The 12,909-nt window shown below is 63.1% G+C and carries 8 protein-coding genes and 1 tRNA gene; 1 reads left to right on the forward strand and 8 read right to left on the reverse strand.

What is annotated here, in order from left to right:
• Window positions 1-171: 171 nt before the first annotated feature.
• The 4 genes from KY379_RS21510 to bglX form a co-directional block, all read right to left on the reverse strand.
• Window positions 172-1,491 carry an MFS transporter gene (locus KY379_RS21510; RefSeq protein ID WP_133332034.1) on the reverse strand — a complete coding sequence of 440 codons (1,320 nt, stop codon included), beginning with the start codon at window positions 1,489-1,491 and terminating at the stop codon, window positions 172-174.
• A 264-nt stretch (window positions 1,492-1,755) separates the two neighbouring features.
• A complete protein-coding gene (locus KY379_RS21515) occupies window positions 1,756-3,090 on the reverse strand; it encodes a sigma-54-dependent transcriptional regulator (protein WP_261241472.1) in 1,335 nt (444 codons plus the stop codon).
• Window positions 3,084-4,841, reverse strand: coding sequence for an ATP-binding protein (locus KY379_RS21520; protein WP_261241473.1), 1,758 nt, complete (start codon window positions 4,839-4,841; stop codon window positions 3,084-3,086). The genes KY379_RS21515 and KY379_RS21520 overlap by 7 nt, the downstream gene beginning before the upstream one ends.
• Window positions 4,842-4,937: 96 nt before the next feature.
• Window positions 4,938-7,226 carry a beta-glucosidase BglX gene (bglX, locus tag KY379_RS21525; protein ID WP_133332037.1) on the reverse strand — a complete coding sequence of 763 codons (2,289 nt, stop codon included), beginning with the start codon at window positions 7,224-7,226 and terminating at the stop codon, window positions 4,938-4,940.
• Between the two features lie 244 nt (window positions 7,227-7,470).
• Here bglX and KY379_RS21530 point away from each other — a divergent pair, with 244 nt between their 5' ends.
• Entirely contained in the window at window positions 7,471-8,685 is a 1,215-nt protein-coding gene (locus KY379_RS21530; RefSeq protein WP_133332038.1) for a class I SAM-dependent methyltransferase, read from the forward strand.
• A gap of 56 nt (window positions 8,686-8,741) precedes the next feature.
• On the opposite strand, the gene KY379_RS21535 is transcribed toward KY379_RS21530, so the two are convergent.
• The 4 genes from KY379_RS21535 to KY379_RS21550 all read right to left on the reverse strand — a co-directional run bounded on the left by KY379_RS21535 (window position 8,742) and on the right by KY379_RS21550 (window position 12,839).
• Window positions 8,742-9,752, reverse strand: a complete 1,011-nt coding sequence (locus tag KY379_RS21535; protein ID WP_261241474.1) for a DUF4917 family protein — start codon at window positions 9,750-9,752, stop codon at window positions 8,742-8,744.
• Between the two features lie 105 nt (window positions 9,753-9,857).
• Complete coding sequence (locus KY379_RS21540) at window positions 9,858-11,558, reverse strand: SulP family inorganic anion transporter (protein ID WP_261241475.1); 1,701 nt, start codon at window positions 11,556-11,558, stop codon at window positions 9,858-9,860.
• Between the two features lie 210 nt (window positions 11,559-11,768).
• Window positions 11,769-11,842 (reverse strand) — tRNA-Gly (locus KY379_RS21545).
• A gap of 112 nt (window positions 11,843-11,954) precedes the next feature.
• A complete protein-coding gene (locus KY379_RS21550; RefSeq protein WP_133332042.1) occupies window positions 11,955-12,839 on the reverse strand; it encodes an alpha/beta fold hydrolase in 885 nt (294 codons plus the stop codon).
• Window positions 12,840-12,909: the final 70 nt, after the last annotated feature.

Consider the following 12,909-nt stretch of genomic DNA (forward strand, 5'->3'; position numbering starts at 1 on the left):
AAGATAACGCCAGTGGTGGCGCCGCCCCTAACTTTGCGACGTCAGGAGGCCGAGCGTAGGCGCCTGTAGGGCCAGGTGCGCAGCACCAAACCAGCTACCTCGACTACCCGTGAAACTGAAAAAGGGCGCCCATTTCACCGGCCGCCCTTTTTCCATTGCGAGGTATCACGCTCAGTCAGTGGTGATCCGCGAATGCTGCTTGGTGTCTTTCATGGTGGCGTAAACCAGCAGCGAGCAAGCGATGCAGCCGGTGACATACCAGTAGAACCCGCTCTCCAGACCGACGCTCTTGAACCACAGCGCCACGTATTCAGCGGTGCCGCCGAAGATAGACACGGTCAAGGCATACGGCAGGCCTACGCCCAGGGCGCGAATTTCGGTAGGGAACAGCTCGGCCTTCACCACAGCGTTGATCGAGGTATAGCCGCTGACGATGATCAGAGCCGCCATGATCAGGAAGAACGCACCCCACCAGGTCTCGATGGTGTGCAGGGTACTGAGGATCGGTACGGTGAACAACGTGCCCAGCACACCGAAGGCGATCAGGATGGGGCGGCGGCCGATCTTGTCGGAGAGGCCGCCGATCACCGGCTGCAGGCACATGAACAGGAACAGCGTAGCGGCCGAGATGGTGGTCGAGTCGCTGATGCTCATGCCCACTGTGTTGACCAGGTACTTCTGCATGTAGGTGGTGTAGGTATAGAAGGCCAGCGTGCCGCCCATGGTCAGGCCGACCACAGTCATCAGTTCCTTGGGGTGGCGCATCAGTGTGCGCATCACGCTTTCCTTGGCTTTTTCCTTCTTGGTGAACGAAGCCGTTTCTTCCATGCCGCGACGCAGCCACAGCGCGACCACTGCGCACATCGCGCCGATCACGAAGGGCACGCGCCAGCCCCAGGCGTAGAGCTGTTCGGTGGTCAGGGTCTGTTGCAGGATGATCAGCACCGCCAGGGCGATGAGCTGACCGGAGATCAGGGTCACGTACTGGAAGCTGGAGAAGAAGCCGCGGCGGTCCTTGGTGGCCATCTCGCTGAGATAGGTCGCGGAGGTGCCGTATTCACCACCAACCGACAAACCTTGGAGCAAACGTGCGATGACCAGCAGGATCGGAGCGGCGACGCCGATGGTGTCGTAGCCGGGGGTCAGGGCGATGACCAGCGAGCCTGCGCACATCAACAGCACCGAGGCCATCAGTGCGGCCTTGCGTCCCTTGCGGTCGGCGTACAGGCCCATCAGCCAGCCACCGATCGGGCGCATCAGGAAGCCCACGGCGAAGATCGCGGCGGTGTTGAGCAATTGTGCGGTGGTGTCGCCGGCAGGGAAGAAAGCTTTGGCGAAATACAGGGAGAATGCGGCATAGACGTACCAGTCGTACCACTCCACCATGTTGCCGATGGAACCGCTGAAGATCGATTTCAGACGGCTGGACGTGGACTTTTCAGCGGCGGGCGCGACGGCCGCCCCGGCTGGCAGGGAGGTGGCGTTATCCATCTGGGATACCTTCTCGTTGTTTTTGTGGAGCGCGCCTGAGCGCAGCTTGCCAGGGCAATTGCAGAAGGTGTGCCAAACGGGGGCGCCGTGATTCATTTGAGTGCGTGGCGGGTTCCAAGCGTCCATGGAAGCCCCGTCGATACTGGCCTGGGGCACTGCTTTCAGCAACAACGAGATTGCCCCGGGTGGGACTTCAGGGCAGCCCCATGCGCCCTGGTGAGCGATCTTCCGCTTATTGTGCGGGGCTAATGAGCGGAAATCCGCCTATTGCCGCGGAAGAAAATCTTCCCGCGCCAGGCCATGCCGTTGCATCTTTTCATTCAATGTACGCCGCGGCACTTGCAGCGCTTCCATCACGGCTTTTATTTCACCGCCATGCTGGCGCAATGCCGCGCGCAAGCATTGGGCCTCGAACGCTTCCATCTGCTCAGCCAGCGCGGGGCCGGCTGGAGCCACCTCGATGTTCGACGCGCCGAGCCCCAGGGCATGGCGCTCAGCCGCATTGGCCAGCTCGCGGACATTGCCCGGCCACTCATGGGCCAGTAGTTGCGCCAACTGCGGCCCCGATAACGCAGGGGCGGTGCGGCCCAGCCGTTCAGCCGCCGCCCGGGAGAAGTGCTCGAACAGCAAGGGGATGTCCTCACGCCGCTCCCGCAGCGGTGCCAGGCGCAGTTCGGCGACGTTCAGGCGATACGCCAGGTCTTCGCGGAACCGCCCGGCGCGGGCCTCTTCAAGCAGGTCAGGCTTGGTGGCGGCAATGATCCGCAGATCGACGCTGATGCTCTGGTTGGCCCCCAGCCGCTCCAGTTTCTGCTCCTGGATCACCCGCAGCAGCTTGGCCTGTTGGGCCAGGGGCATGCTTTCGATCTCGTCGAGGAACAGGGTGCCGCCGTTGGCGTACTCCAGCTTGCCGATACGTTTGCCTTGGGCGCCTGTGAATGCACCGTTTTCATGACCGAACAGTTCGGCCTCGAACAGCGTTTCGGGAATGGCTGCGCAATTGAGTGCGACGAAGGGTTTGTCGGCGCGCGGGCCGAAGTCATGCAGGCAGCGCGCGACCCGCTCCTTGCCACTGCCGGTCTCTCCGCGAATCAGTACGTTCACCGGCAGGTTGGCAAGGTCCAGCACCTGTCGGCGCAACTGTTGCAGGCCTTGGGACATGCCTAGCAGGGTCGCCTCCAGGCGCGACTTGAGGTCGGCCTGCTCATGCAGGTGGCGGTTCTCCAGTACCAGTTGGCGCTTTTCCAAGGCGCGGCGTAGGCTGCCCAGCAGGTGCTGCGGAGTGAAGGGTTTCTCCAGGAAATCATAGGCGCCGTTGCGCATGGCCTCGACCGCCATCGGCACATCGCCGTGGCCGGTGAGCAGGATCACCGGCAAGTCGGGGTCATCGCCTTGCAGGCGTTCGAGCAATTGCAAACCGTCCATGCCCGGCATCCGCACATCGCTGATCACCACGCCTGGAAAGTGGCGGGGCAGTTGGGCGAGGCAATCTTCGGCGCGGCCGAACAACTGCACGTTGAAGCCGGACAGGCTCAACCACTGCTCGACTGCTGTACGGATACTGGCTTCATCGTCGACGACGATCACGGAATTCAACATGCAGGCTCCTGATCTTGGGGCAGGGTGAGGCTCAGGCGGGCACCCCCAGGCAGGTTCTCGGCCTGCAACTGGCCACCGGACTCATGAACGATACCGTAGGAAATCGCCAGGCCCAGACCAAGTCCTTCGCCCACGGGCTTGGTGGTGAAAAAGGGATCGAAGATCCGTGCCAGGTCCGCTTCAGGAATGCCGCCGCCGGTGTCCAGAATACTCAGGCGCCACTGCGTTGCTTCGGGCTCGATGCGAATCTCCAGACGTTTGTAGCCTTTGTCGGCCATGGCGTCGAGACTGTTGCGCAGCAGATTGATCAGCACCTGCTCGAGACGGATGGCGTCACCGCGTACCCAGGCCGGTCGCGCCAGGTACAAGGCGACCTCGACGTCGTCGGCGCGGATCCGCGTTTGCAACAGGTGCAGGGCCTGGTCGACCACTACGGCCAGGTCCAGGCGCTCGCGCAGGCCGACTGGGCTGTTGCGCGCGAAGGTCTTCAGGTGACCGGTGAGCGCGGCCATGCGCGTGAGCATCTGCTCCAGCGGCTCCAGGGCCTGACGTGCCTCCTGGTAGCGGCCGTGGTCGAGCAACAGGCGCAGGGTTTCGAGTTGCATGCGCTGGGTGGTCAACGGCTGGTTGATCTCGTGGGCCATGGCGGCTGACATCTGCCCCAGCGCGGCCAGCTTGGCCGACTGCACCAGGCCTTCCTGTGCGGTACGCAGCTCCCGGGTGCGTTCTTCGACCTGGCGTTTGAGTTCCTCACGGCTGCGCTGGCGCACGCGGGCCAGGCGTAGGCGCTGGCTGACGAACAGCATGGCGAATACCAGGCTCAACCACACAGCGGCAGCACCGAGTGCCGCGTTGCGCCCGGCGGCTTCGACCCGGGGCTTGCGCAACAGGTGCAGGGTCCAGGCTTCGGCATCCAGTGGCAGACTTTCCCACAAGTATTCGGCGCTGCCTTCCGGGCCCTGGACGCGGCTAAGGTGGCTGTTGGCGGAAAAGCGGGTCAGTATTTCGTGTTGCAAGGGCACCAGGGGGTGCTTGTTGTACTGACGGGTTTCGGCCAGCTCGGCACGGTCGGCGCTGTTCAAAGGCTCAAGCTCGCGGTAGCGCCAGCCGTCCTGATTGGCGATGAAGGTGATGCCACGGGCGTCGCTCACCAGCAGCACATCGCTGCCCTGACGCCACTCTCGCTCCAATTCCGGGAACTCCAGTTTGACCACCATGGCGCCGAGAAAGCGGCCCTGCTCGTCGGTGATGGCGTTGGCGAGAAAGTACCCTGGCACGCCACTGGTCACACCGACACCGTAGAAGCGGCCGCTGCCCTGGCTGCGGGCCGCCTTGAAGTAGGGCCGGAAGGCATAGTTGAAGCCGACGTAGGAGGTCGGCAAACGCCAGTTGCTGGCCGCGATTGCAAGGCCCGTGCGGTCGAGCAGTTCGAGGGTGGAGGAATTGGCTGCACCATTGATGCGTTCGAGCTTGCGGTTGAGGGCGTCGCGGGTGGTTTCATCGACCGGCCCGGCCAAGGCCTGGATCAGTTCTGGATCCAGCGCCAGTACGGCAGGCAGCGCCCGGTAGCGGTCGATCAAGGTTTGCAGGGCGTTGGCATAGAGTGTCAGTTGCTGGCTGGCACGCAAGGCATCGTCCCCCATTGCCTGACGCTTGGCCTGGTGCATTGCCCAGCCGGCACTCAGTGCAGTGCCGACCAGAATCAGCAGGGTGATCAGCCCCAGACGCAGGGCGCGAAAGGAAAACGGCATGGGAGCGGTCCGGGAAATTGCACTATCGGGGCCTGCCCTTTGTCGGGTGAACCCGCTCCTGGCGGAGCGGGCTTGTCTGGCGAAAGGGGCGGTACGTTACAGCAACTCGAAGCTCGCCTGCTGCACGTTCTCGGAGTCCAGCCCGACCTGGACATTGAACTCGCCAGGTTCGGCCACTCGCTGTAGCTGGGCATTGTAGAACTTCAGATCGTTTTCGTTGAGCGTGAAACTCAGGGTGCGCGACTCACCCGCCTTGAGCATCAGCTTCTCGAAGTGCTTGAGCTCTTTCACCGGGCGGCTCATCGAGGCGGATACATCCTGCAGGTACAGCTGAACCACGGTTTCACCCTCACGCTTGCCGGTGTTCTTCACCGTGACCTTGGCTTCCAACGTGCCGCCACGCTGGAGTTGCTTGGTCGACAGGCGCAACCCGGACAGCTCGAAGGTGCTGTAGCTCAGGCCATAGCCGAACGGGTAGAGCGGACCATTGGGCTCCTCGAAATACTGCGAGGTGTAGTTGCCCGGCTTGCCCGGCGTGTAGGGGCGGCCGATGCGTGTATGGTTGTAGTACATCGGGATCTGGCCGACCGAGCGCGGGAAGGTGATGGCGAGCTTGCCGGCCGGGTTGTAGTCACCGAACAGCACGTCGGCGATGGCGTTACCGCCCTCGGTCCCGGCGAACCAGGTTTCCAGGATGGCATCGGCCTGCTCCCGCTCCCAGCCGATCGACAGCGGACGGCCGTTCATCAGCACCAGGACCAGCGGTTTGCCGGTGGCTTTCAGGGCCTTGATCAGGTCGCGTTGGACCGCTGGGATTTCCAAGGTGGTGCGGCTCGACGACTCGTGGGACATACCGCGCGATTCGCCGACCACGGCGACCACCACGTCCGATTGCCTGGCCGCCTTGACCGCTTCGTCGATCAGCAGGGAGGCGGGGCGAGGATCGTCGACGATTTCCGGAGCATCGAAGTTGAGGAAGTTCAGGTAGTCGAGGATGGCCTTGTCACCGGTGACATTGGAGCCTTTCGCATAGACCAGCTTGGCCTTGCCCTCCAAGGCCCGGCGCAGGCCTTCGCGGACGGTGACAGAGTGCATCGGTTTGCCGTCGGCGGCCCAGCTACCCATCATGTCGATCGGCGCATCGGCCAGTGGTCCGACCAGGGCGATGGTGCCGGACTTCTTCAGCGGCAGGGTCTGCTGGCGGTTCTCCAGCAGCACCAGGCTGCGCCGCGCCACGTCGCGGGCGGCTTCGCGGTGCAGGCGGTCGTCGGTGTAGTAATCCTTGAGGTCGGTCTCGGCCTTGCCGATGCGCACATAGGGGTCCTTGAACAGACCCATGTCGTACTTGGCGCCCAGAACCTCTCGTACCGCCTGGTCCAGTTCGGCGCGTGACACCTCGCCGGACTTCAGCAGCCCTGGCAGTTCCTCGCCGTAAAGGGTGTCGTTCATGCTCATGTCGATGCCGGCCTTGATCGCCAGCTTGGCGGCTTCGCGACCGTCACGGGCGACGCCGTGGCGGATCAGCTCCTGGATGGCACCATGATCGCTGATGGTCACGCCCTTGAAACCCCATTCCTTGCGCAGCAGATCGTTCATCAACCAAGTGTTGGACGTGGCAGGCACGCCATTGATCGAGTTGAGCGCGACCATCACCCCGCCGGCACCGGCATCCAGTGCGGCGCGGTAGGGTGGCAGATAGTCGTTGTACATCTTCGGCAGGCTCATATCGACCGTGTTGTAGTCGCGTCCGCCTTCCACCGCACCGTACAGGGCGAAGTGCTTGACGATGGCCATGATGCTGTCGGCGTTGGCTGGGCTGCTGCCCTGGAAAGCGCGGACCATCACCTGGCCGATCTTCGAGGTCAGGTAGGTGTCTTCGCCGAAGCCTTCGCTGGTGCGCCCCCAGCGTGGGTCACGGGCGATGTCGACCATGGGGGCGAAGGTCATGTCCAGCGCGTCGGCCGACGCTTCGATGGCCGAGGTCCGACCGACCTTGGCGATGGCCTCCATGTCCCAGGTCGCCGCCAGGCCCAGGCCGATCGGGAAGATGGTGCGCTCGCCGTGGATGGTGTCGTAGGCGAAGAACATCGGGATTTTCAGGCGGCTGCGCATGGCGGCATCCTGCATGGGCCGGTTCTCGGGTGCGGTACGCGAGTTGAAGGTGCCGCCGATACGCCCTGCGGCGATTTCCTCGCGGATCTTTTCGCGGGGCATTTCCGGGCCGATGCTGATCAGGCGCAGTTGGCCGATCTTCTCGGCCTCGGTCATTTGTCCGATGAGGTGGTCGATGAAGGCCTGCTTGTCCTGCAGGGGAGGAGCGGTCGGGGCGGCGAGGGCGGCCTGGGCGGCCAGGGCCATGGCCAGGCCCAGCAAAGACAGTTTCATCGTGAATTCCGTGGTCGGGGCCTTGGCTTTAACCAGATTGGCTATGGGCGCAGGCGAAATGTTCAGGCGGATATTGTTGTGCATGCCAGCCGGCGATTATGCCTGAATCCGCCGCTTGCGAAGGGAGTCCTGTCACTCCCGATTCGGCCACGCCGATCGTGAAAGCCTTCGCCTGACCCGGTCATCGACGTAGAATGCGCGGCATTGCGCACTGCGCTTCCCGCTATTCGAGGCACCCGTTTCCATGTCCGCCCCTATTTCCGCTTCCTCCGCGCCGGATGCGCGTGCCCAGTTCCTCGACCAGCTCGGTGCTGCCCTGCAGGGCGATACCCTGGTCAAGTTGGTGCTGGCCCGCCCGGTGGGCGCCGACCCGACCTTGCAGCGCATCATCGCCAAGCCGTTGCAGGTCAAGGGTCAACCGTGCCTTTCGCTGGTCTACCGCCACCAGACCCGCGACATCACCCGCAATCTGCCGCTGGATGAAGCCCAGGCGTTGGTGGCTGACTTGTTGCCCGATGGGTTTCGCAATGCCCACCTGTTCGATGCCGACGGCGAGTTGCAGCTGACCTTCAGCAAGAAGGGCAAGCCGATGCTGCAACGCCATGGCGCCCAGCCACCGCGTGAGGCCGCGGGCTCGACGGCGCATGATCGCGAGAAGAAGCGCTACCTGTCGCTGTCGCGGCCGTTTCTGCGCGACCTGGGCGTCACCGATGCCCAGGGCGCGCTGATTCCTGCCATGTCGCGCAAGTGGAAGCAGATCAACAAGTTCATCGAAGTCTTCGACCATGCCCTTGCCAGCGCCCCTATCCCTGGGGAGCAGGTACTGCGCGTGGCCGACTTCGGTTCGGGCAAGGGCTACCTGACCTTCGCGATGCACGACTACCTGCGTGACACCCTCGGTCGCGAGGCCGAGGTGACCGGTGTCGAATTGCGCCAGGACATGGTCGACCTGTGCAACGCCGCCGCCGCGCGCCTGGATCATCCAGGGCTGCAATTCCAGTGCGGCGATGTGCGCAGTGTGGTCCCGGAGGCCATCGAGGTGATGATCGCCCTGCATGCGTGCGATGTCGCCACCGACTATGCCATCCACACCGGCATTCGCTGCAACGCCTCGATCATCATGTGCTCGCCGTGCTGCCACAAGCAGATCCGCCCGCAGCTCCACAGCCCAGGCCTGCTGCAGCCGATGCTGCAGTACGGGCTGCACCTGGGCCAGCAGGCCGAAATGCTCACCGACAGCCTGCGCGCGCTGTACCTGGAAGCCTGTGGTTACGAGACCAAGGTGTTCGAGTTCATCTCGTTGGAGCACACCAACAAGAACAAGATGATTCTCGCGGTGAAGCGGCGCCAGCCGGTGGATAACGCAGCGCTGTTGGAGAAGATTGCCCAGTTGAAGGCGTTTTATGGCGTACAGGAGCATTGTCTGGAGACGTTGCTGCGCAATGATGGGTTGATCTGATCCGGAATCTTTGTGGGAACCGCCGAAGGCGCCTCAATGGTGAGGCGGTACGCGCCTCAGCGGTACGCCTCCGGCACCTGGATCGCCAGATCGGCTGCGCCCAACGGGTGCGTTGAAGCATCGAAGAAGTGCAGTGTCGTCTCCGTCATATCGCCGAAGCGCTCGACGAAGTGCTGCTTCTGGTTGATCACCGACGCTTCGCTCAATGGACGAATGGCGATCGAGACATGCGCTGGTCGCGCCTGGCGGATCGCTTCGAGCAGGTGCCGGTCGCTGCTGTCCAGGTGCTGGCCGAACAGGCACAGGCCCTGACTTTGCTGCGCCAGTTGGCCGAGGCACCAGGTTAGGTAGTCGGAACTGCGGATGGCGCGCAGCTTCTCGTCACTGCGCTCCTCGTTGACGAATAGCGGTACCTCACCCGGAATATTCACGGCAAAGCCGTCCAGTAGTTCGCCGGCTTCGGCGCTGCGTTGGCGGGTGCTGCCGTCGGGCAGCTTGAGCAGGTGCAGGCCGCCATGCAGATGCAGGACACGGGTCCCTTCGCTGTGGGGGCGGCGCACGTCGAAGAAACCTTGCTCGTCGAACAGCGTGGCGAAGCCCTGTGGGTCGTGCTGCATGGCCCAGGGCAGGATCAGGTCATAGTTGCTGGTATAGACGCTGCGATAGCCGCGCAAGGCCAGGTTGATCGTCCCCAGGCTGGCGGTCGGTAACAGCGACCACGGCAAGTGCACCGTGCGCACGGCATGGATCAACGCTTCCTTGATCGAGTAATAACGGTTCAGCGGCGCGGTCGAGTTGATCGCCAGCGCGGCATTGGCCCGCACCGTGTGATTGAGGGTGCTCAACAGGGGCTCGAACAACTCGCTACCCAGGGACTTGAACAACGCCTGGTCGCTGACTCCCAGGCCTTTCTTGCGGCCAGCGCGCTGGGCCTCTTCGAACAGCGAGAAATAGCCGAATGGCTTCCACAATGCACGGCTGGCGCCGTTGCCGAGCAGCAGCGCATCACAAGGATGGCGTTGGTTGAGTTCTGGCCAAGGGGCGAGACGGGCGTCGAGGGCTGGCATGTGCGTTCCATTCGGTAAAGCGGGAAACGGCGGGACTTTAGCACGGCGTGCGCACTGCATCCTCTAAAAGCTCGTGTCGTTGCTATCAGGAGATGGCCCGTTGGTTTACTGGTCCGTGGCCTCCTGGCGCTGCCTGTTCCGCCACACGCGATACGCCCGGATGCCCGCCCGCACCGACCCGAACAGCTGTTTCTCCTCCATTTCCCGGGCCATGCCCGAGCGCACCAGCATGCGCAGGAAGGTGCCGCGGGCGCGGGCAATGGCGAAGTGGATACCTTGAGCGGCCAGGGTATCGCGTAACTCACGCAAGGCGGCCATGCCACTGACGTCGATGTTGGTGACGGCCTCTGCGTCGAACAGCACGGCCTTGGGCTCGGGTTCGGTCTGCATGGCCTCGAGCAGGCGCATCTTGAAGTAGTCGGCGTTGAAGAACAGGATCGCGTCGTCGAAGCGGTACACCACCAGACCCGGAACGGTACGGGCGTCCTTGTGCCGACGGATGTCGACCTGGCCCTCCGTTCCCGGCAGCCAGCCGAGCACTGCATCGGTCGGCTGATAGATGCTATGGAGCAGGCGCAGGATCGCCAGGGTCACGGCGAAGACGATACCGGGCAGCACCCCCAGGCCCAGTACACCGACCGTGGTCAGCAGGCACAGCCAGAATTCGAAGCGGCTCAGGCGGCGGATCTGTGGCAGCGACTTGATGTCGATCAGTCCCCAGCCGGCCATCAGCAGCACGGCGCCCAGCGCCGCCTGCGGGATCCAGGCCATCGGCGCGGTGAACAGCAGCAGGATCAAGGCGATCACCAGGGCAGCGATGATGCCTACCAATTGGCTCTTGCCGCCAACCATGTCGTTGACTGCGGTGCGCGAATCGGCACCACTGATGGCGAAACCCTGAGAAATGCCAGCGGCAAGGTTGCTCACCCCGAGGGCGACGAACTCATGGTTGGCATTGATCGCGTAGCCGTGCCGTGCGGCGAAGCTGCGCGCGGTGAGCATGGCACTGCAGAAGCTGACGGTGGCGATCCCGAGGGCGTCGCGCAGCAGGCTTTTCATTTCTGCCAGGCTGCTCTGCGGCCAGGCCAGTTGTGGAATGCCCGCGGGTACTTCACCGAGAATGGCGACGCCGAAGCGGTCCAGGCCGAGCACGCCGGCCAGCAGGGTGAACACCGCCACCGTCACCAGCGCCGCGGGCAGGCGCGGGTAGCGCCGCGGCAACCAGATCAGCAAGGCCAGCCCACCGAGGCCAATGGCCAGGCTGAGCCAGTGGATCTCGTTCAGACGCTGCACGAAGTTGAGCAGGCTCAGGATGAAGCCATCACCCTCGATCTTGAAGCCCACCACTTTGGATAGCTGCCCGGCGATCAGGCTAAGACCGATGCCGTTGAGGTAGCCGATCAGGATCGGTCGGGAGAAGAAGCTGGCGATGAAGCCGGCACGGGCCATGCCGGCGGCGATCAGCATGACCCCGACCAGCACGGTGACGATCACTGCCAGCTCGGCGGTGCGTTGCGTATCGCCCATGGCCAGTGGCGCCACGGCGCCGGCGATCATCGCGCAGGTGGCCGCATCGGGGCCGACCATCAGCTGACGTGAACTGCCCACCAGGGCGTAGACCATCATTGGCAGCACGCAGGCATACAGCCCGTACTGTGGCGGCAGGCCGACGATCTGCGCATAGGCGATGGCGATGGGGATCTGAATGGCGGCGACTGAAAGCCCCGCCTGGAGATCGGCGGAAAACCACTCGCGTCGGTAATGCAGCAGGTTGGCGAGGCCTGGGAGCCAGCGTGAGAGCAACATGTGCAGTCCTTTCCGGATGTTTCGCTAATCCATGAAGCATATGCGCCATAAGCCGTTTCGCTTGCAAGCATGTCGGCGCGCCGTGCATTCAAGCGAGGAGTGGGAAAGGGGGCGTTGGGCCAGGTCAACGAACGTGCAGAAACGAAAAAAGGAGCCAAGGCTCCTTTTGACTGCGATGACGTTGCTGGAACGCCATGCGGGAATGCGATGTGGAGCGGGTAGAGGGAATCGAACCCTCGTCGGAAGCTTGGGAAGCTACTGTTCTACCATTAAACTATACCCGCGTAGACGGTCGACTTTGTACCAGAACCTGCCTGCAATGAGAAGCCCAAGGTTATAAAAAAGCTTGTCGGCGGCCTTTAGCCTGCGGGTCGAGGCGCCAGGTCGCCGATGCGCTCAGATGGCCAGTGCATGCTGCTCCTGCGCGTAGTTGAAACGCGGTCGATGCTCGCGCACGGTCGGCTTGAGGAAGCCGAGTATGGCTTCCCGGGTGGCTTCGCAGGCGGTCTTGTGTTCCATGTCGAGGAAGTGCCCGGCATCACGGATCACGCTGAAGTGGCTCTTGTCCACATGGCGGCTGAACTGACGGGCGTCATCGGCGGTGGTGTACTCGTCCCGGTCGCCGTTGATGAACAGTACCGGGATGTCGATGTTGCGCGCTGCGGTCAGAGCGCGTTGCAGGTCATGTTGCAGCACCTGGTTGATATGGAAGTGCATCTGCGCGTACTCGTGGCTGTCGAGGCTGCTGACGTGGCGGTAGTTGAAGCGCTTGAACAGCGACGGCAGGTACTTGCCGATGGTGTCGTTGACCAGGTTGCCCACCTGGTAGCGATCGCAGGCCGCGAGGTACTGGCAACCACGGTCGAGATAGTCGCGCATTGGTTCGTTGATGATCGGCGAGAACGAGCTGACCACCGCCTTCTTCACCTGCCGGGGTTGATGCGCCAGCGCCAGCAGGGTGCAGGCTCCGCCCCAGGAGAAGGACATCACGTGATCGGCATGGAAGTGTGCGATCAGCTCAAGCAGGATGTGCGCCTCGGTCTCTTTGCTGATGAGCCGTTCCTGACGATTGTGCGGCTTGGACTTGCCGGCATAGGGTTGGTCGTACAGCACGACGTTGAACTGCGGGTGCAGGTTACGCACCGTCTGGGCAAACGAGGCCGTGGTAGCCAGCGAACCGTTGATCAGGATGATCGTCTTCTCGGCCGCATCCGCGCGATAGAACTCCGTGTAAACCCGATACTGACCTTGGATATCAAGTACAGCGATTTCTGGCCTCATGTCATCGACTCCTGGCGCAAAAAGGGTATTCGCGTCACCTAGGGTGCACGTGCTTTATGACAGGTAGGCA

It is taken from the genome of Pseudomonas sp. HD6422 (genome assembly GCF_025377065.1).
Taxonomy (GTDB): domain Bacteria; phylum Pseudomonadota; class Gammaproteobacteria; order Pseudomonadales; family Pseudomonadaceae; genus Aquipseudomonas; species Aquipseudomonas putida_U.

Coding starts and splice junctions, on each gene's coding strand:
- bglX (WP_133332037.1), bottom strand. CDS start 7,226: ATGAAACTGTCTTTGCTGGGCCTGGCCATGGCCCTGGCCGCCCAGGCC.
- KY379_RS21535 (WP_261241474.1), bottom strand. CDS start 9,752: ATGCCAGCCCTCGACGCCCGTCTCGCCCCTTGGCCAGAACTCAACCAA.
- KY379_RS21550 (WP_133332042.1), bottom strand. CDS start 12,839: ATGAGGCCAGAAATCGCTGTACTTGATATCCAAGGTCAGTATCGGGTT.
- KY379_RS21540 (WP_261241475.1), bottom strand. CDS start 11,558: ATGTTGCTCTCACGCTGGCTCCCAGGCCTCGCCAACCTGCTGCATTAC.
- KY379_RS21520 (WP_261241473.1), bottom strand. CDS start 4,841: ATGCCGTTTTCCTTTCGCGCCCTGCGTCTGGGGCTGATCACCCTGCTG.
- KY379_RS21530 (WP_133332038.1), top strand. CDS start 7,471: ATGTCCGCCCCTATTTCCGCTTCCTCCGCGCCGGATGCGCGTGCCCAG.
- KY379_RS21515 (WP_261241472.1), bottom strand. CDS start 3,090: ATGTTGAATTCCGTGATCGTCGTCGACGATGAAGCCAGTATCCGTACA.
- KY379_RS21510 (WP_133332034.1), bottom strand. CDS start 1,491: ATGGATAACGCCACCTCCCTGCCAGCCGGGGCGGCCGTCGCGCCCGCC.